Below are 19,851 nucleotides of genomic sequence, written 5' to 3'. Positions count from 1 at the left end.
TTGGCCCTCCCTTTTATTGCCAATTAAGGTTAGAAAATGAAAATATTAGTTCGTAATTTAGATCGTGCTGTAAGTGAAGCTGAAGTTTTAGAGTTGTTTAAGGCATATGGTAAAGTTGATACATGTGTTCTGGTGACTGATAAAGACACAGGTAAATCGAAAGGCTTTGGTTTTGTTGAAATGCCGAATCCACGTGAAGCGATTAAGGCAATCAAAGGCTTAAATACGCTTAAAGTTAAAGGCTATGGAATTCGAGTTAAAGCAGCCGAAGAATAAGTTTTCCTGATGAAAAGACAATTTTTAGCTCTCTCGATTGTAACGCCGAATGGTACTCGTATTGCTGAAGGTATAAAAACACTTGAAGTGCGTTCATGGATACCTACGCAGTTACCAGTGAAAGATCTATTAATTGTCGAAAACCAGAACTTTCTGGTTAAAGATACTGATGAAGAGGAAGGAGTTGCTGTCGCTTTAGTTGATGTCGACTCTATTCATGCTTGGCGAAATGACGAGGTCAATTTAGCCTGTGCATCTGCTTGAAGTGAAGGCTATTTTGCTTAGGTCTTAAGTAATGTTGGTCCTATAAAACAGCCAGTGAAAATTTTAGCTAAACGTAAAATTTATCAAGTTGAGCTGGATTTACCATAAATAACGTTGATTTTATCAATGGAGTCGTTAAGCTAAGAATAGCTATTGCAATGGCGATTTTAGAACAGGAAAGTTTAGTTATGTCACGTGTTGCTCGTTATCATGCCGATCGTACCAATCAGAAGCTCTATTTTGCACGTCTAGCGTGTCAACAGGCAGAGCAGACCGATCATGTGCAGCAGGTACAAGCTTACCGTGAAGCAGCTGTATTTCATTTACATGGCGCAATGTTAGCGTTCTTACAAGAATTGGTACGTTATTACCGTTTAAATGATTTGCAACCCACCTTAAAATCTATAGAGGAACATATGGCGGCAAAAGGGCAGGTTTCTCCTGAAGTGTCCGTTTTGCAGCAATTGGCAAAAGATGGTTTTGTTGCAGAGTTAAAACGAGCTTATCGTATGTGCCAATACGCCCCAGAACCAAAAGAACCGACTCCGGAAGAAGAGACTTCTTCTAACCTCATTATTAAAGTGACACAAGGGCCTCAGTCTTGGTTGCCAGATGTTAAAATCTTGCGTGAATGGCATCGAGAATTAAGTCATTTAATTGATGGTTTTCGTAACGAAATGGTCGAGTTCTAAAATTAAACTGCCTAGATGCTTGAAATTTAGACTAGGTGTGCCTATATAAATAAGACAAGAGATGCAAAGTGCAAGGGTGCTTTGCCACCATGTTGAAACATGGAGGAAGTATATGTCTATACAGCAATTGAAAGAGTTATTTGGAAATCAAGAAGCAGTGTTGGAATTAGTTCAACTCGAAGGTGGTGAACTCGCCTTGCGTAATGCAGGTTCTGAGAATGAACCCTTGGTTAAAATTCAATTTAGCGATGAAGTCAAAGCAATCTTGGGTGAGCAGACTCCAGTTGTTGCTCAGCATATGATTCAGGCTGCATTGTTTGGACTGTTGGAAAAGCAGGTAAACGAGTGGCAGGCTGAGGTATTAGACGAACAGCCTAAATTCTTGAGTTAAAAAAAGCGTACTCTTGAGTACGCTTTTTATATGGAGTTAATGAACCGTTGACTGATGAGCAAGCTCGATCTGATTTAAGATGTGGTGGCTCATATTCTTTGCCATTTCTTCTTTTGCATAGAACACCTCTCCAATATTTTCGTCACGGATAACCGCTGCTTCTTCTTTGCTTTCCGCGCAAATTAATACCTGAATTTGTGGGTTTAATTGCTTGGCAATCGCCACAATACGGTGAATATCTAAAATATCCATAGGTGAGATTACTAAGAGTCGTGCATGCATGATATGTGCTTGAATTAAAACACTCGGTTCAGTAGCAACACCACTCACAGCAGCAATATTTGCATTACGTAGTTTTTCTACGATTTCACGATTCTCTTCTGCAATAACGACTTTAATATTCTCATTAATTAAATTTTCAGTAATACGTCTTCCCACACCGCCATATCCCACAATCACAACCTGATCACGTAAGTAAGCTTGATCAACTTCATCGGGTAACATTGCTAATGGGTCACCACTACGTTCAAGCAGTCGAGCTAAGTGAGAGCGTTCACGAATCCAACGTTGTACAGGCTCAATCGCTGAGAAGATGAAAGAGTTAAGCGTAATTGAAAATAAAGCGCCCGCTAGAATTAAATTCTGAGCTTCTAAGCTTAATAGGCCTAAAGAAACACCCAAGGTCGCCAAAATAAATGAAAATTCACCAATCTGTGCAAGGCTTGCCCCGACTGTTAAAGCTGTATTGATTGGATAGCGGAAGAATAAAACCAGTGCCATTGCAGCAAGAGTCTTACCCACCATAATAATCGCGATAACAGCTAAAATATGTAGCGGACTCTCCACAAGAATATGTGGATCAAACAGCATACCCACAGAAACGAAAAATAAAATCGAGAAAATTTCACGTAGTGGGAGAGTCTCTTCTTCTGCACGATGGCTAAAGTCTGATTCTTTAACGACCATACCCGCAAAGAATGCCCCTAAAGCCATTGAAACCCCAAAGATGGCATAAGAGCCGTAAGCAATCGAAACAGCAGCAGCGACGACGGTCAGTGTAAATAGCTCTCTTGACCCTAACCGAGCAACGAATTGCATAATAATAGGTACAACACGTTTACCTACAATGAGCATAAAGGCAATAAAGCCAATCACCTTTAATAAGGTTATACCAAGGGTTAACCAGATATTACCGTCTGCACCTGCCGGTGCTTTTCCACCGAGTAAAACAGCTGTAGCCGGAAGAAGTACTAAAACCAGTACCATCACTAAATCTTCGACTAACAGCCAACCCACAGCAATTTTGCCGTTAACTGAGTCTAAAAGACCTCGGTCTCCTAATGCTTTTAATAATACAACCGTGCTCGCACACGATAGACTTAAGCCAAAAACGAGTGCAGACCCGAAACTCCATCCCCATAGCATTGAAACGCCAATACCAAGTAAGGTTGCAACAGCGATCTGTAAAATTGCGCCAGGCAAGGCAATACGACGAACTAGTAATAAGTCTTTTAATGAAAAGTGCATCCCTACACCAAACATCAGGAACATGACCCCGAGTTCTGCAAGCTGGTTGGCAAGGTGGATATCTGCTTCTATACCCGGTGTATTTGGGCTAATAATAATTCCGGCAATTAAATAGCCGATAAGAGGGGGGAGTCGTAATCGGGCTGCAATATAGCCAAAAATGAGGGCAACGCCGAAACCAACAGCAAGTAAAATAATTAAATCTACGTCATGCGGCACTAAAAACTCCTTTTACGTGAGTTAGGCTAAAAACAAGCATAAAAAATGCCAAGGCGGAATGTAGAGAAAGTTTAACAAAAAGGTGGGTATAAAAAAAATGCAAAAAAAAACGACTTCATAAAGAAGTCGTTTTTTTCGAGGCTAAAATTATTTGATTTTAGCTTCTTTGAAAATCACGTGTTGACGGATTTTTGGATCAAATTTTTTGATTTCCATTTTTTCCGGCATAGTACGTTTGTTTTTAGTCGTGGTATAGAAGTAACCTGTACCAGCTGAAGAAACGAGGCGAATCTTATCACGCATTGCTCAGACTCCTTAGATCTTTTGACCTTGAGCACGAAGGTCTGCAACAACCTTTTCGATACCCAATTTGTCAATAATACGCATACCTTTAGTGGTTAAACGAAGACGTACAAAACGTTTTTCGCTTTCTAACCAGAAACGGTGGTGGTGCAGGTTCGGCTCGAACCGGCGCTTGGTTTTGTTGTTGGCGTGTGAGACGTTGTTACCAACGACTGGACGCTTGCCGGTAACTTGGCAAACCTTAGACATGGTGTAACTCCATTGATTCAGCCAACAGCAAATCTGTGGCCAGTCATACTAAATGTAAACGGATGAATTCATTCAAGGGGCGTTTTATACCAAAAATACGATTAAAAGACAAGCGAAATTGGTAAAAACGAGGCATGATTTAGTATAACAGATCATGCCTTGATCAGTTAGCGCAACAAGGTTTTCGAAATGAAACGATGAATCGGCTTATTGAACGGTGGAAGAATGTATTTAAGGCTATAAAGTTTTGGATTTGACATCACCGAACGCTCATGAGAAAGGCTAAAAAAGCCCTCTGGTCCGTGATATTTACCCATACCTGATGCGCCAATTCCGCCAAACGGTAAATCATCTTGTGCAACATGGGTAATCACCATGTTAATTCCGAAATGCCCTGAATGGGTATGTTGTGCAATATAGTCAGCACGCGCTTGATCATAATCAAAATAATACATCGCTAAAGGACGCGGGCGACTATTAATGAATTCGACGACTTCTTCTATTTGGTCATATTCTAAAATTGGTAGGATCGGACCAAAAATTTCATTCTGCATAATATCCATTGCAGTCGTTACACCTGTAACTAAAGTCGGTGCAATTTTACGGACATCATCTAAAATTTCATTTTGCGGGTTAATTTCAACAATACGTGCACCTTGATCACGGGCATTTTCGAGATAGCCCTGAATACGGTTGTACTGTTTATCATTAATAATAGAAGTGTAATCTTGGTTGTTGCGGAAATGAGGGTACATTCCAGCCACAATCAATTTAAAGTTTTCAATGAACTCGGCAGTTTTGCCTCGTGGTAAGAAAATATGATCCGGCGCAACACAAGTTTGTCCTGCATTCCATAATTTACCTACAGCAATACGCTGGGCAACATCTTTCATGTCCATTGATGCATGTACTAGGGCAGGAGATTTTCCGCCTAACTCGAGAATTACTGGAACTAGGTTTTGAGCTGCGGCTGCCATCACTGTTTTACCAACAGAAGTTGAGCCTGTGAAAATCATTTTGTCAAAAGGCAAATGGCTAAACGCATCTGAAATAACGCCACCACCATTTACCACAGCAACTAATTCTTGTGGGAATGCTTCTGCTAATGCACTTTCAAGGACACGTCCAAAATTTGGAGAGGCACTAGAAATTTTGATCATGGCATGGTTGCCTGCAGCTAGCGCACAGATCAAAGGCCCCACTGAAAGCAATAATGGGTAATTCCATGGTGTAATAATACCAATCACACCCATAGGCTGATATTGTACCCAACCTTTTGCGGGCTGATGTAATACACTGATATGACGTTTTGAAGGTTTCATCCACGCAGTCAGATGCTTACTGTAATATTTGATTTGTTCCAAACTCGTGAGTAGTTCACCAATTTTTGTTTCCATAACTGCACGATTGCCATAATCAAGGTTAATTGCTTCGGCAATCTGATCTTGATATTTTACCAAGACTCTTTTAAGACGAGCTAAACGATCAATACGCTCTTTAGCAGTGGGTACCGGATGACGTAAATAAGCGAGCTTTTGTTGTTCAAGCAAGTCATGTAAATGCTTAACATCATAAGGAAGCTGAGTCTCTGGATTTGTTTTTGTTTGACTGTTCATCGGTACTTACCAAATATACTGATATACTTATTTTTTAGAGTAAATACTCTAAATAGTCAAGTCGGTTTATGTGTTTAAGTCTTAACCATGTGAATTATTAAAGGTTATTAAAATGTCTCTACCTAAAGCTCTGAAGACAAAAGACCGGATTTTACAAATCAGTTTGCAGCTTTTTAACGAGCGAGGTGAACGGTCGGTTACAACCAATCATATTGCAGCGGAGTTAGGTATTAGTCCTGGAAACTTGTATTACCATTTCCGGAATAAGCATGAAATTATTAAAGAATTAATGTACCAATATCAGGTTGAGACTTTGGAAATGCTTTCTTTACCTGAAGACAGACCATTAACGACCAATGACAAAATCAACTATTTTCAAGTATTAAGTGGTCAACTCTGGAGTTACCGTTTTATCCATCGTGATGTTTATCATTTAGTTGAAAGTAACGAAGACTTTAAAAAGATTTATCCGCGTTTTGCGGGGCAGGTCATGCAGCAAGGGCAAAAGATTTATCAAGCCTTTGTCGATGCTGGTCTTATGAAAATGACGCCATCTGAAATTGAAGCGCTCATTATTAACTTATGGATTGTATTAACAAACTGGACAAACTTTTTATATATGTCTGGTCACATTAGTGACAATAACCATTTAGAAGAGAAATGGGTTTGGCAGGCATTACGTCAAATGGTTTTCCTAGAAGGGCCTTATCTTATGGGAGAAAGCCGAGCAACTTACGAGCAGTTGCTTGATTCACTGGGGCCCTCTGATCTATTCGCCAGCTTGTCGTCGTTAAAAGATGAATAGTTGTACTTGCCTATTTAGAGCGCTAGAATACTCGGCTTATTAAAAATTTGACTCAATTAAGTGATATTAACCAAATGAATATGACCACTGCCAATACAGCCCGTTTACTGATTACTTGTGAAGACAAGCCTGGGATCGTACAGGCTGTATCGAGCTTTTTGTACCACCAAGGTGCAAACATTACCGCGCTTGATCAGTATGCGACGGAAGCTCAGGGTGGACGTTATTTCATGCGTGTTGAGTTTGAACTTGACCATTTACAGTCACGTAAAGATGCATTAATTCAAACATTTGCTGCCAACGTTGCTGAGCGTTATGGCATGCAATGGCGTCTTGCTTTCGTAAACGAAATTAAAAAAGTTGGTATTTTAGTTTCTAAAGTCGACCATGCTTTACTTGAGTTATTGTGGCGTCATGCACGTGGGTCGTTACCTTGTGAAATTACGCATGTGATTTCAAATCATGAAGACTTACGTGAATCTGTTGAGAACTTCGGTATTCCATTTACTGTAATTAAAGTAACTAAAGACAATAAAGCTGAAGCTTATGCACAAATTGATGAAATGATGCAGGGCAATGACTTATTAGTTCTTGCACGCTACATGCAGATTTTAAGCGAAGATTTTGTTGCGAAATGGGAAATGAAAATCATCAATATCCACCATTCTTTCTTGCCAGCTTTCGTGGGTGCTAATCCATATAAGCAAGCTTATGAAAAAGGTGTGAAGTTGATTGGTGCGACAGCTCACTATGTGACTGCTGACCTAGACCAAGGCCCAATTATTGAGCAAGATGTTGAGCGTGTAAGTCACGACTATAATGTTGAGCAACTTCGTGAGCTAGGTGAAGATGTTGAGCGTAATGTATTGGCTCGCGCAGTAAAATGGCATTTAGAAGACCGTATTATTGTTGATGGTAACAAGACGGTTGTTTTTTAAATAACGCTTATTTTAAAAAAGCACGCTTCATGCGTGTTTTTTTATATCAAAAAAAATATTGAAATGATATAACATAACAATATTGAATGAGTTTATGGTAAGATTCGATCTCTTCATAGTGAAATTAGCCTAACTATATAAGTTAGATTAAACACTTTGTGAACAAGAGATACGCGTTCATGTAACTATGAGAAAACAAAAGCAAAGACACTCAACTGATACAAATTAGTGATATTGAGCAAATGTTTTTCTCAAAAAATAGTTGCAAATGAAAACACTTCTCATTTATTATTGTGGCACTTTATTGTTCTATCCGATGTTTGAAATCGTTTCTACAAATAGAAATCTGAAATCATCATCCATTAGGTAATTAGATTCTTATGAGTCAATCTTCCGCAGCCTTAAACTCTCCCAATCCGATGAAAAAGAAAGTCATCACTGCACTAATTGCGGTTGCAATTGGTCATATCGGGGTCTTATGGGCGGTCAGCCATATTAAGCCTGCTGAATTAAAGCCAATCGAGAAGAAGCCTTTACAGGTACGTTTCGTAAAAATTCAAGAGCAACCAAAACCACTGCCTCCTAAACCGAAGGAACCACCTAAAAAGCCGGAACCTAAGAAAGAGGTAAAAGAAGTTAAAGTTGTTGAAAAGCCTGTGACACCACCTAAAAAAGTGGAAAAAATTCAACAGGTGAAAAAGGCTGAAACACCAAAAGAAACAGTAAAGACAGAACCTAAAGTTGAAACCAAAGTGGTGACAACGACGACAACAGTTACTGAAAAAGTTGTTGAAAAACCTAAGCCGGTAGTACAAGAAGCGCCTAAAGCTCAACCTGCTCCAGATCCATCACCGAAACGAGTTTCAATTGGTGGTTCAGGTGTACAGTGGAGCCGTTCACCACGCTTAACAGTTTCTTCAAAAGATTTACAAGGCGAAGCGCGCTCTGTCATGGTACTGATTGAAGCCGATGAGAAAGGCAAAATTATTAATGTACGAGTGACTAGAAGTAGTGGTATTTCTAGTCTAGATGACAAAGTGGTTCGCGCTGTTCGCGGTGCAAAGTTTAAACCTTATATGGAAAATGGCGTTGCTTATCCAATTAAAGCAGAGCAACCCTTTGATTTAACCCCTTAAATGAATTTGAGTCCCAACGGCTAACCTTAATCAGGAGTTCAATATGAACTTTTCAATCTATTGGCAACATGCAGATGCAGTGAGTAAAACCCTGTATTTCATCTTATTGGCAATGTCGATTGCTACTTGGACAGTTTTCATCTTACGTTTGATGGGGACTCGCCAGCTAAAACAACAAGCTTATGCTCAACTTTCTCAGGCTATCACTTCGCTCAAAGCAAAGTTACAACCTTTGAGTTTTGAACAGCGTAAAGCGGTTGCAGAGCAGGCATTACTTCGTCAGATTTCTGCTGAAAAGGCCAATGCTGATAAAGGTATTTCTGTTTTAGGAACCATTGCTTCAATTGCACCATTCGTAGGTTTGTTTGGTACTGTTTGGGGTATTTTCCATGCGCTTGTTGCCGTAGGTAAAAGCGGACAAGCAGGTTTGGCTCAAGTGGCTACACCAGTAGGTGAAGCACTTATTATGACAGGTCTTGGTCTTGCAGTTGCGATTCCAGCGGTATTGGCTTATAACATTTGTGTACGTGCAAACCGTGGTCTTGCTCACGACTTACAAGATCAAGCGCACAGTTTGTTAATTGACACGATGTTGCAGCAAGACTCAACTGTAAAGTCTGATGTTAAAACTGCACAGCAAAGTTACGTTGGAGGTCAAGCTTAATGGCTTTTCAATTGGGTGAAGACCACGATAGTGGCATGAATGAGATGAATCTCATTCCGCTAATCGACATTATGTTGGTGTTAATGATCATCTTTTTGGTCACAGCAACAGTTGCCAACCCATCGATTCCATTAACGCTTCCTAAAACAACTGCTGAAATTATTGATCCACCACCAAAAGCTATTACGATTAGTATCAATGCAAATGGTGAAGTGGCTTGGGATACTCAAGTAATTAGCCTAGATGAGCTTCAAAAACGTTTTCAAGAAGCAGGTCAAGGTGATGTTAAGCCAACAGTTCAACTTCGTGCTGATAAAGAGTCGAAGTACGATACTGTTGCTCAGGTAATGTCTCGCGCCAGTGAAGCCGGACTGAGCGATATTGCCTTTGTCAGTGAAAACTAAAATTTAGTTTACTCAATAAAAAAGCAACCAGTTTGGTTGCTTTTTTATTGCTCTGATTTATTGATCTTTCATCAGATGCTGGAATTTACTATATAGCTTGAGCAGCTTTGGTGGAATCGCAAAGTTGCAATAACCTTGTGAAGGGTTCTTTGCATAGTAATTCTGATGGTATTCTTCTGCCGGATAGAATGTCGGAACAGGAGACAGCTCTGTCACAATATCAAGATCGTCATTTTTTAGAGTCTGAATCGTCTGTTCCGCTGCCTGCTTTTGCTCTTCATTATAATAGTAAATAACAGAGCGGTATTGTGTGCCAATATCATTACCTTGGCGATTTAAAGTCGTTGGATCGTGAGTCGCGAAGAACACATCAAGTAATTGGGAGTAAGTTACTTGCTCTTCATCGAAATCAACCAAGATCACCTCAGCGTGCTGGGTATCTCCTTGACATACTTGCTCGTAAGTAGGGTTGGTCGTGTGTCCACCTGCATAACCACTCGTTACTTTTTCTACACCGCGTATTTGTAAAAATACAGCTTCGACGCACCAAAAACAGCCGCCGCCAAATAATGCTTGTTGCATTGTTTTTCCCTCTATTTCCTGCCTATTACAATAGGGTTTATGTATTTAAAATACAAAGTAAAGCATGTATAAAAAAGTAAAGAAAAGTGCATTACTTATTTCATTTAGCTTTAGGTAAACCTTGTCGAACGATTTGAGAGAAGTGTTCACTACTCTGATCTGAAAGTTGTTCAAAATTTTCAGTACGTGGATTGATATGCGCAATTTGATACCACTGTTTTAAACTGATATTTTGATTAAGTGCTTTAAGATCATATAAATAATTAGGTAAGTAACCTGAAGCGATTAGACGATAATCTTTAGGAAGCTGATAGGGATTAATCGCTTGAACCATATCAAAAATTAAGGTTGTACAGTTACTGGTTAAAGTGTTGTACCACTTTGGTTCTGCACGAAGTTCATCGGATTTCTTTAGATATTCTAAAAATAAAGCCTTTTGCTCACTACGAGGCATGTTAACAGGAAAATTATAAACTTGCTCTTTGCGGATGTTACTGCGTGTGTAAACAATATCTTTTTCATCAGAAGCAATTAAGCTCAGTTCATATTTCCTAAAAAATCCGCCAATTGCCGAAAAATCTTCACTCTTTTCTTTGCGAATTTCAATTGAAAAGACTAAAGGTTGTTGGTGAACAAATTCGAAACTTACCAGTGTATGGGCAATTTGTGGCCCCATCCAGTAAGAGGCAATGATATTTATACCATTCAACTGGTTTAGATCAAAAGTACGAGTTTCCCAGCGGACATCATAGGTTCCGTCAGGATGCCAGTTGAAGTTACGAACATTGTGCAAAGTAACTACATCGCCGTGCTTTTCGTAACTCAGCATATTGGCAACTTCTGGGTTCCAATCACGATCTTGACGTGCGGTAATCGAAAAATACCAGACTAGTGAACAAGCAAAAGCAACAAGGTAGATCAGGATATCAGTACGGCGGCTAATAAGATGACCTTCAACATATAAGCCAGCCATACTGAGTGCAAAAGCAATCCAGATCCCAATAAGTATGCGACTACCTAACCAGCCAAAAGGTTGTTGGACCCAGAGCGCTACGCATACCCAAATACTAGAGAACACAATAAACAACGTGAATAGACTATGTAACAGCCCAAAAAGTAGAGCAATAATAAATTCACGTGTTCCGATATTGTGCATAGGCATCCATAAAATTATTTTTTATAAGTCGCAAACTCGAATGAAGTTCCTGATTTTTCATCAACTTGCTGTTCACTCGCAATTTTATGAAATTCACTCGGTATTGTTGGATAATGTGCATCACCTTGCACATCTAAGTCAACATGAGTAAGTTCAAGACGGTCTGCAATCGACAATGTTTGCTTAAAGATTTCACCACCACCAATAATGAACAAAGCTTGTTTTTCGGTATTCTTTACATCTTCTAAAGCTGCATTTAAAGCATCTTCAATTGAATACGCAACTTTAACGCCATCAAATTGCCAGTTAATGTCACGGGTAATTACCCAGTTCACACGGTTTGGTAGAGCACGGCCCATAGACTCAAGGGTTTTACGACCCATCACGACCACGCCACCTTGTGTGATTTCTTTAAAGTGTTTTAAGTCGGCAGAAATATGCCATGGCAACGCATTGCCTTTACCAATACAATGATTTTTGTCCATTGCCACAACGTGGACAACTTCTACATTTTGCCATGCCATAATCTTATTCTCTAAACCGTAATCTAATGAAATTTAAGCCGTCGTTATACTGCAACTGGTGCTTTAATTGCAGGATGTGATTCATAACCTACAATTTCAATATCTTCAAATTTGAAATCAAATAAATCGGTTATTTCTGGATTTAGTTTCAATTGGCATAGTGGTAAAGGCTCACGTGTCAATTGAAGTTTAGCTTGTTCAAAATGGTTGGCATAAAGATGCGTATCACCACCAGTCCAGACAAAATCACCTACACCTAAACCGCAAACTTGAGCAATCATATGGGTGAGTAGAGCATAACTCGCGATATTAAAAGGTACGCCTAAAAACACATCGGCACTACGTTGATAAAGCTGACATGACAATTTGTTATCTTGTACGAAAAATTGGAAAAGTGTGTGGCAAGGTGGTAAAGCAACTTGACCAGCTTCATTCGGGTTCCAGCCAGAAACAATTAAACGGCGTGAATTTGGATTGGTTTTAATTTCATTAATTAACCATTTAATCTGGTCAAAACCATCTTGGTTATAAGAGCCGTCTGCATTTTTGGTTGCGCCGAAATTACGCCATTGATGACCATAGACTGGTCCAAGTTCATGTTCTGGACGGCCAAAACGAGCTGTTTGTTCTGCGGTTGCCCATTCATCCCAAATTGAAACTTTATTGTCTTTTAGATATTGGACGTTGGTGTCACCTTTTAAAAACCAAAGTAACTCAATCACAATTGAGCGGAAATGAACTTTTTTTGTGGTGAGTAAAGGAAAACCTTTAGAGAGATCAAAACGCATTTGATGACCAAATACAGAACGGGTTCCTGTGCCTGTACGGTCGCCTTTGTCACCGCCATTATCAAGGATATGTTGTAGTAGGTCTAAATATGCACGCATAACACTCTCGAGTTCGGATTAATTCCATAAAATAGAAGGGAGATAGCTCAGAAGATAAATAATTACTCAATAGAGCTGCTTCATCATGAACCACTGAAGATGATACCTGTTGTAGCTCAAGATGAAAATCTAAAATTAGTTCTAAGATATTTTTGCTGAATGTGTTTAGTTAAATCTTTTAGCTCGATTTTGATAAATCGAGACAAGAAAAAAGCCAACTAGTACAAAGCCTAAAGCTTGTATGAGGTGAATCCATTTATGCTGAACAGGGAGCAAATACATCAAAATAATAATGATCAAAATAGGATAGATTTTGATTAAAATCCTCAAGCCCGATTTGCCTGATGTGTTGTTTGAAAGTTTAGTATTCAAGTAATGCCCAATATGTAAACCAAACCCGAAAATAAGGCTGAGTATTGTATAAATAGGGGATAAGTGCTGAACTTGATTGGCTGCATAAACTGCAACACAAACAACAATAATGAATATAAGTTTGATATGACGTGGTGCGTTGTACCAATAAGCCAGCATATATTGAGCCTATTTATTAAAAAGTGATTGAGGTGAAAAAATAAATGCAGCAAGCGCCATAAAAGCGATTCCTTGCACACCCCAGATCAGCAAGTTCGGCATTGTTTTAACAAAAATAAGTGCAAATAAAAGAGCGATAGGAATCCAAGTCAGCAGGCGGTAAAGTAGGCCAGTTGGATTTTTCTGAGCAAAATGTAATTTAAAATAGCGGCAGATTAAAAAGATAACACCCGTGCCAGTAAACATTAAAATCGTATCTAAGGGCAAAGGCTGGTATTGATATAGCCCAATACAAATAGCCAAAGTAATAATTAAAATCACTAATTTTTTAAATGTCGGGACTTGTGTGTCAAACCAGAATTCCAGCATGGCATATCTTCATTTTTAGGAGAGTAAAAACTGTAGCATAAAAAAGAAAAGAGGAGCCGAAACTCCTCTGATTTATCATATTAACTGTTCTTTTGTGGACCCCAGTCATAAATTTTCTTTTGGTAGGCATACCACATCATCCAAAGGCCAATCAGCAACATTGGAACGGTGAGGATCTGACCTTTAGTCATCCAGCCAAACAGAATAAAGCCTTGGTCGGCATCTGGTTGACGGAAGAATTCCATTACGAAGCGTGCAACACCGTAGCCCATTAAAAATAGGGCAGAAACCGCCATGCGTGGACGTGGTTTTGAACTAAACCACCACAAGACAATAAATAGAATTAAGCCTTCACAAATTGCTTGATAAATTTGTGATGGATGGCGTACCAGTTGTAATGGATCGGTCGGGAAGATCATACCGAATGGATAATTTGGGTCAGTTACTGCACGACCATATAACTCTCCACCAATGAAGTTACCAAAGCGCCCAAACATTAAGCCAGTCGGTACACATGGGGCAATAAAGTCGAGTGTTTGGAACCATGTTTTTTGATATTTTTTACACCAAAATAACATCGCAATCATGACGCCTAAGAAGCCGCCATGGAAACTCATACCGCCTGTCCAGACTTGGAATAGCCAAATCGGATTTTCAAGAAATTTATCAAACTCATAGAAAAGGACGTAACCGACACGACCGCCCAGAACGACACCTAAAGCACCGTAAAACACCAAATCGGAAACCATTTCTGATGTCCAGCCATCACGCTGTTTGGCACGGTAGGAAGCAAGTCCCCAAGCACATAAAAATGCCAATAAATACATGAGTCCATACCAATGGACTTGAAGAGGTCCTACATGTATTGCGACCGGATCGATATTAGGATAGGTCAGCATTGCTGCTCCTTGATCTTACGTTTTGACAGATTGTAGCGGAATGATGTGAAAAATGTTGTACATTCAATGTGTAAAGATAGGGAATAAGAAAAGATGTGTATTGTGGCTTTAGCATGGCATGTTCTGGATGATATGCCCTTATGTCTTATGTCAAATCGGGATGAGTTCTACCATCGACCAACAGCTTTATTACATCAGTGGCAACATACACCGATTATTGCTGGACAAGATTTACAGTCGGGTGGGACTTGGATGGGCGTTACACCTCAAGGCCGATGGGCTGTCTTGACCAATTTTAGGGATGGACGAGATCAGAAATCATATGAAACCTCTCGGGGGCATTTAGTTCAGGCTTTTTTAGAGTCAGATTTATTGCCGATTCGATTTGCTCAGCAATTAGAACAGCAGCAACAGAACTTCGCTGGCTTTAACCTGTTTATGGGAAATGCTGATCAAGCAGTTTATATGAGTAATCGTGGTGAAGCACCGCAAGTATTAGCCAATGGTGTTTATGTGGTTTCGAATGGCTTAATGTCTGAACATTGGGAAAAAACCAGACATTTAAGAACACGTTTTACGCAAGAGTTTTTGCCTATGCTTCAGCACCAGACGGAAGAGTTAACTTTGCAACACGCTGCATGGGATATTCTTGAAGATGAACGTAAGGTCACAACTGCATTATTACCCAATACGGGCATTCAGCCAGAAATGGAAGAGTTATTGTCATCGACTTTTATTCAAAGCCCCGTGTATGGCACACGTTGTTCAAACTTTCTAAGAATGACCAATAATGAATGGCTTTGGCTGGAAAAGACTCAGCAAGGCGAGCATAGTGGGCAAATTGTTCAGCAGCAGGTTCTCTTAAATCGATGATAATAAAAATGCCGATCAATCGACCGGCATTTATAGTTATAAACGAATTAGCCCGCGATCACACCGCCATCTTTACGGGTAATCACAACAGTTGCTGAGCGTGGGCGCGCAGTTTTGTTACTTGGATCTTTCTGGGTTGCTGGCCAGTTACTTTCTGGTGTCGCGTAACTTGCAGAATCTTCACCAGGGTGCTGAACATTAATGAAAATTGCTTTGTAGTCAGGTGTCATCGCAATACCTGTAATCTCACATTGCTTAGGCCCCACCAAGAAACGGCGCAAAGTTGAGTCTGTAACTTTAGCACCCACTAAAGTTTGCTGACCATTTGAAGTAGTTGCAGGAGCACCATCTCCAATCTGGCCTGGTAGCGCAGCAAGCATCATACAATTAGTGACATCAGTGTATGCGCCATCATCTGTTTGAATCCAAAGTACGCCACGTGGGTCAAACCACATACCGTCTGGAGATGACAAATCATTGTTGTCTGTTAAACCAGATAAGTTGATGTTTGAAGCCATAGATGCTTCAGCACCAAATAGATAAATATCCCACTTGAAGGTTTCAGCAGTCGTTTTGTCATCAGTTTCTTTAAAACGGATAATATGACCGTTAACGTTACCCTTTTGCTCTTTAGTGCCGTTGTAGAGGTCTGTGTAGTTACGTGGATTGGCAGCATCGGTTGCGTAATCTTTACCACGATTTGAGTTGTTGGTTAGGGTAACATAAACTTCGCCGTTCACTGGGTTAACCGTACACCATTCTGGGCGGTCCATTTTTGTAGCACCGACTGAGTCGCCAGCCAAACGTGCAAATGTCACAACGTCTGCTTGAGATTTAAATGGATAAGTGGTGTTGCTCTCATTTAAGCCATTTTTGCCATAGGCAAGTTCAATCCATTGACCTGAACCATCGTTATTAAATTTAGCAACATACAATTTACCTGCGTTCATATATTTGTCGCCAGCTGCATAACCACGATTTACATCTTTTGCATCCCACACTGCGCTAGAGACAAATTTATAGATGTATTCACCGCGAGAGTCATCACCCATATAAAATGCTAATGGCTGACCTGCTACGGCACGGCAAGCACTGTCTTCATGTGCAAAACGACCTAGTGATGTTCTTTTAACTGGGTTCAGACGGTTATCAAAAGGATCAATCTCGACCATCCAACCGAATGTATTTGGTCCATTGCGGTAGTCCTGTGTTGCTTGAGTGCCTTTTACGTCGGCATTCCAGCGATCATATAAGTCTTGTGATTCTACTTGACCAATTGCTGTTTCCCAGCCGTAGCGTGAACCAGATCCTGCTTTTAAGCCATAGCGTTTCAGTGCAATAATTTCTTCTGGAGTACGTAACGCGTCATCAGTTGTACTACGGGCAAAGTAACCAATAAAGTTTTCTTCGGTAGTTAAATACGTGCCCCAAGGTGTATAACCGTTACCGCAGTTATTATGAGTGCCACGTGTCTGACGTCCAGCAGGTGAGAAGCGAGTTGCTAGTAGGTTTGAACCAGCCGCAGCTCCTGCAAATTCCATTACTGTAGAAGCTGTAATGCGACGATTAAAAATAGAGTTTTTATCAATTGTTACTTGTTGAGTTGCTGCATCTTTTTTGATGTGAACAATAGAAACGCCATGTGCATTGGTTTCACGAATGACTTCATCTTCAGGGCGGTGTCCATTAACTTTTGTTGGACCTTTAGGATGAAGGAAGGTCTGGTTGATATATTCGTGATTCATCACCAACAAACCTTGTGCTGAAACACTCTCGTCAAAGCGGTTTGTTGAATTATTTAAACCAAAGAAATGCATACCATCATGACAGTCGCCTGAACGGAACTGAAAGCTTGGGCCTGATGGAATATTATTGTCGTCCCATTCGTCAATATCAGGGTTGATTGAATCACCTAAAGCATAAATGACATTGGCTTCATAACCTTCAGGCACTGTCACAATATCATGTAAATTTTTAGCAACTGGGGTAAATGTGAGTTTTTCTGGTTTTTTATTTGGATCTACAGGTGTAGTTCCGCCATTGTTTGAACCTGAATCATCATCGCTATCATTACAGCCTGTTAAGGTAGAGGCTAAAGTTAGCGCTACAGCACCACTTGCTACTTTAGTAATTAAACTACGGCGACTGATGTGTTGTTCTAAGATGTCGCGGAAGTGGATATTGTCAGAAGTATTATTATCCAATTCTTGGTCTTCATGATATGGCGTCAGCTCTGTCATGGGAAATTCCTAAGTAAATAAAGAGATTGTTCTAAAATTCTTCATGAGCTTAGTTTGTGAATGTGACGAGGCGTTGACGTTTTGATGATAAGTTAATGAAAAGTTCTGTAATTTTTCATTTAATTTTCATAAAAAGTAAAAGCTGAATGTAAAAACATTAAAGCTGACCTTAGCCAGCTTTAATGTTTGGAGCATATTAAAAATTATTTAGTTGTGACAGAAGGGGCTATTGGATCTGCTGTAATATAGCCCACGTTAGCACTATAACCATTATTGTAATTTTGGTTAATTAATGCCTTAACATCCTCAGGTACACTGCTGCTATCGCCTGGATGTTGGAAGTTGCTCATGATGTAAGTCCAACCGTTGATTGAATCTACAGCATGTAAACCTGTTGACTCTGCACCTGCTGGTGTAGAAAGTAAACGTGTTAACTCTTTGGTATCTACATTGTATGCCCACAAGAAGTTGTTCACGTGGTTACCTGAGTCTTCACCAATGAATAATGTGCGTAAAGTTTCAGAGAACTTCAGATTGTCTGGGCTAGCAATTTTGTCTGGGTTCGCTGTATTACCTAACTTATCTGCTGTAGCAAGATCTTCACCCATTAGTAGCATATATGAGTAAAGTGGAACCCACTCACTATTGATTGCGCTACCTTCATTGTCTGTAAAGCTATTACCTAATTTGTGTGCAAGCACGCCACCAGCAGTAATTTTTTTAGAGAACGCAACATTATGTCCAGCCACATAACCCTTACCGCCAATGACCATTGAATCTTGAATATTAGCTAAAGCAGAGTACGCAATTTTATCTTTAATATTTACGTTAGTACCTTCCATCTTGGTGAACGCCATACTTGCACCTTTTAGTGCTGCATAACGATGTGTTTCCAAGAAAGCGGCCGCTTTTTCCATACCTGGTTTAAGTTTTACCCAAAGCTGTTTCTTTGCCAAAGTGATTTCAGTATAGCTGGCATCATTTGGATTGGTTGTTAAACTTTCCATGATGTCAGTTGACTTAATCCCACCAGCAACTAAATCCTCAATTTCTTTACTAGTCGCATGGCCAAGTTTGATCCATTGAATGCTAGCAGTTGAGGTTTCAGTTAGAGTATTGATGTATTTAGCAACATATAGTGTCCCTGCCGATAAATCTTTTTCTTTATCTGCAACGAACATGAAGAAGCCACCGTTGGTGTAGTCATCTCCCATAAGTGCTGTACGGTTGTCTGGCATAACATGGATAAGTTCGTGAGAAATACGACCTAAACAATAGTGTTTTTTAATGCTACCTGTACCATCAAGGTTAACTGTTACTTCTGGCAAATGACCGTAGTTATATGGGTTTGCTTTAGTTTCATCACCAAAGAAGTATTTACCAAGATATTTTGGATCTGTACCGCCAATACCTTGATTGAATGCATCTGGCTCGTATTCTTCACTTGATAAGTGAGTGTTCCAAGGTGATAGGCTAGCACCGCAAGTAATCCATAAACCGTGTACTGGTGCAGTATCAACGTTGAAGTATTTTTTAAGTTCTAGGTGACCTGTTTTTTGGTCTTGATCTAAAGTCAAAATTGCGATTGGTGAAGGTAATTGACCGTAAGTATCACCACCTGCTTGGTCTTTAGAGTTGTATTCAAATTGAACAACATGGAACACAGGATTTGCTACACCATCAACTTTCGCACCTTCTAATTGAATTAGAGATGAACCATCTGGACAGTCTGAAAAGAATTGACGTTCTTTACCAGCAACTGACTTATCCATAATTGGATTGCCGTTAACATCAAAATAACCACCCGCGATAATCGTCCCACCACCAAGTTTTGGTACGCTATCACCAGTTTTAAAGAAAGGTTTATAAGCGAGTTGGTATTCAGTACTGGTTGAATTTTCCCAATCAATTTTTAATTTAGAATTCACTACAGTTGTTGCACGATCAGCTGCAGTTGTTGGCGCTGGCATTGCTGTGAATTTTGCATTTTTAAATTTGCTTGGTTGTGGTGTTGGAGTGACTACTGAGCTGTCATCACTATCATTACAACCTGCTAATGTTGCTGCCGTAGCCATCGCTCCTAATGGTAGAAAAGGAATCCCCGAAAACCATTTTAAAATTTCGCGACGCGTTGGTTGAGTAGAAGCAGTTGTCATAAGAAATCCGTAAATTTTGTGGGTATATTTGTTGAGTTGATTCTATGGACTGAAAATGACACTTTTCTTACATTTTTAAGTCACTTTGAAGACAGTTTATTGCTTTGTAGATTAAAAAGTGTTCTACATAAAAAAGCCTGAACTTGTAGG

General features: G+C 39.8%; 21 protein-coding genes and 2 pseudogenes. 10 read left to right on the top strand and 13 right to left on the bottom strand.

The genetic code is table 11. From position 1 onward, the window contains the following. The first annotated feature begins 36 nt into the window (after positions 1-36). From AC52J8_RS15965 to AC52J8_RS15950, 4 genes and pseudogenes are all read left to right on the top strand, one after another. Positions 37-276 (top strand): RNA recognition motif domain-containing protein, encoded by a 240-nt coding sequence (locus tag AC52J8_RS15965; protein WP_002115113.1) that lies wholly within the window; start codon positions 37-39, stop codon positions 274-276. Between the two features lie 9 nt (positions 277-285). Further along, a pseudogene (locus tag AC52J8_RS15960) lies at positions 286-648 on the top strand (ASCH domain-containing protein). Positions 649-728: 80 nt separating this feature from the next. Then, the gene (locus tag AC52J8_RS15955; RefSeq protein ID WP_005066079.1) at positions 729-1,232 is read left to right on the top strand and encodes a DUF6586 family protein; all 504 of its coding nucleotides are present in this window, start codon (positions 729-731) and stop codon (positions 1,230-1,232) included. A gap of 112 nt (positions 1,233-1,344) precedes the next feature. Continuing rightward, a complete protein-coding gene (locus AC52J8_RS15950) occupies positions 1,345-1,623 on the top strand; it encodes a hypothetical protein (protein ID WP_002114792.1) in 279 nt (92 codons plus the stop codon). Positions 1,624-1,659: 36 nt separating this feature from the next. On the opposite strand, the gene AC52J8_RS15945 is transcribed toward AC52J8_RS15950, so the two are convergent. The 4 genes from AC52J8_RS15945 to AC52J8_RS15930 all read right to left on the bottom strand — a co-directional run bounded on the left by AC52J8_RS15945 (position 1,660) and on the right by AC52J8_RS15930 (position 5,537). Beyond that, positions 1,660-3,369 (bottom strand): cation:proton antiporter, encoded by a 1,710-nt coding sequence (locus tag AC52J8_RS15945; protein ID WP_005079171.1) that lies wholly within the window; start codon positions 3,367-3,369, stop codon positions 1,660-1,662. Positions 3,370-3,516: 147 nt separating this feature from the next. Then, complete coding sequence (rpmG, locus tag AC52J8_RS15940) at positions 3,517-3,672, bottom strand: 50S ribosomal protein L33 (protein ID WP_001205031.1); 156 nt, start codon at positions 3,670-3,672, stop codon at positions 3,517-3,519. 12 nt (positions 3,673-3,684) lie between these two features. After that, positions 3,685-3,921 carry a 50S ribosomal protein L28 gene (gene rpmB, locus AC52J8_RS15935; protein WP_000048256.1) on the bottom strand — a complete coding sequence of 79 codons (237 nt, stop codon included), beginning with the start codon at positions 3,919-3,921 and terminating at the stop codon, positions 3,685-3,687. A 167-nt stretch (positions 3,922-4,088) separates the two neighbouring features. Then, a complete protein-coding gene (locus AC52J8_RS15930; protein WP_032035377.1) occupies positions 4,089-5,537 on the bottom strand; it encodes a coniferyl aldehyde dehydrogenase in 1,449 nt (482 codons plus the stop codon). 112 nt (positions 5,538-5,649) lie between these two features. Here AC52J8_RS15930 and AC52J8_RS15925 point away from each other — a divergent pair, with 112 nt between their 5' ends. From AC52J8_RS15925 to AC52J8_RS15905, 5 genes are all read left to right on the top strand, one after another. Next, complete coding sequence (locus tag AC52J8_RS15925; RefSeq protein ID WP_002114968.1) at positions 5,650-6,342, top strand: TetR/AcrR family transcriptional regulator; 693 nt, start codon at positions 5,650-5,652, stop codon at positions 6,340-6,342. Between the two features lie 74 nt (positions 6,343-6,416). After that, positions 6,417-7,280, top strand: a complete 864-nt coding sequence (gene purU / locus AC52J8_RS15920; RefSeq protein ID WP_005066088.1) for a formyltetrahydrofolate deformylase — start codon at positions 6,417-6,419, stop codon at positions 7,278-7,280. Between the two features lie 380 nt (positions 7,281-7,660). Next, a complete protein-coding gene (locus AC52J8_RS15915; RefSeq protein ID WP_016144264.1) occupies positions 7,661-8,416 on the top strand; it encodes an energy transducer TonB in 756 nt (251 codons plus the stop codon). A 43-nt stretch (positions 8,417-8,459) separates the two neighbouring features. Then, entirely contained in the window at positions 8,460-9,080 is a 621-nt protein-coding gene (locus AC52J8_RS15910; RefSeq protein ID WP_001011664.1) for a MotA/TolQ/ExbB proton channel family protein, read from the top strand. Then, positions 9,080-9,484 (top strand): ExbD/TolR family protein, encoded by a 405-nt coding sequence (locus tag AC52J8_RS15905; RefSeq protein ID WP_000885432.1) that lies wholly within the window; start codon positions 9,080-9,082, stop codon positions 9,482-9,484. The genes AC52J8_RS15910 and AC52J8_RS15905 overlap by 1 nt, the downstream gene beginning before the upstream one ends. A gap of 57 nt (positions 9,485-9,541) precedes the next feature. On the opposite strand, the gene msrA is transcribed toward AC52J8_RS15905, so the two are convergent. The 7 genes and pseudogenes from msrA to lgt all read right to left on the bottom strand — a co-directional run bounded on the left by msrA (position 9,542) and on the right by lgt (position 14,432). After that, a complete protein-coding gene (gene msrA, locus AC52J8_RS15900; protein WP_086400286.1) occupies positions 9,542-10,066 on the bottom strand; it encodes a peptide-methionine (S)-S-oxide reductase MsrA in 525 nt (174 codons plus the stop codon). 100 nt (positions 10,067-10,166) lie between these two features. Further along, positions 10,167-11,222, bottom strand: coding sequence for an Lnb N-terminal periplasmic domain-containing protein (locus AC52J8_RS15895; RefSeq protein ID WP_086400285.1), 1,056 nt, complete (start codon positions 11,220-11,222; stop codon positions 10,167-10,169). Between the two features lie 14 nt (positions 11,223-11,236). Next, a complete protein-coding gene (locus tag AC52J8_RS15890; RefSeq protein ID WP_032035374.1) occupies positions 11,237-11,746 on the bottom strand; it encodes a dihydrofolate reductase in 510 nt (169 codons plus the stop codon). Between the two features lie 44 nt (positions 11,747-11,790). After that, complete coding sequence (gene thyA / locus AC52J8_RS15885) at positions 11,791-12,633, bottom strand: thymidylate synthase (protein WP_017482022.1); 843 nt, start codon at positions 12,631-12,633, stop codon at positions 11,791-11,793. Between the two features lie 143 nt (positions 12,634-12,776). Further along, positions 12,777-13,164: pseudogene (locus AC52J8_RS15880) on the bottom strand (hypothetical protein); the annotation flags it as partial. Between the two features lie 9 nt (positions 13,165-13,173). Next, positions 13,174-13,533: a hypothetical protein gene (locus AC52J8_RS15875; protein WP_033849483.1), complete on the bottom strand. Its 360-nt coding sequence runs from the start codon at positions 13,531-13,533 to the stop codon at positions 13,174-13,176. An 80-nt stretch (positions 13,534-13,613) separates the two neighbouring features. Continuing rightward, positions 13,614-14,432, bottom strand: coding sequence for a prolipoprotein diacylglyceryl transferase (gene lgt, locus AC52J8_RS15870; protein ID WP_002114980.1), 819 nt, complete (start codon positions 14,430-14,432; stop codon positions 13,614-13,616). A gap of 93 nt (positions 14,433-14,525) precedes the next feature. Between lgt and AC52J8_RS15865 the strand changes: the two genes are divergently transcribed. Next, a complete protein-coding gene (locus AC52J8_RS15865) occupies positions 14,526-15,305 on the top strand; it encodes an NRDE family protein (RefSeq protein WP_002114777.1) in 780 nt (259 codons plus the stop codon). 47 nt (positions 15,306-15,352) lie between these two features. Here the strand turns inward: AC52J8_RS15865 and AC52J8_RS15860 are convergent, their stop codons facing one another. Together AC52J8_RS15860 and AC52J8_RS15855 are read right to left on the bottom strand one after the other, a co-directional pair. Further along, positions 15,353-17,545: a PhoX family protein gene (locus AC52J8_RS15860; protein ID WP_086400284.1), complete on the bottom strand. Its 2,193-nt coding sequence runs from the start codon at positions 17,543-17,545 to the stop codon at positions 15,353-15,355. A 203-nt stretch (positions 17,546-17,748) separates the two neighbouring features. Beyond that, entirely contained in the window at positions 17,749-19,701 is a 1,953-nt protein-coding gene (locus AC52J8_RS15855; protein ID WP_086400283.1) for a PhoX family protein, read from the bottom strand. Between the last annotated feature and the right edge of the window lie 150 nt (positions 19,702-19,851).

Source organism: Acinetobacter sp. S-1 (genome assembly GCF_059579785.1).
This window is presented reverse-complemented; position numbering and strand designations above follow the sequence as displayed.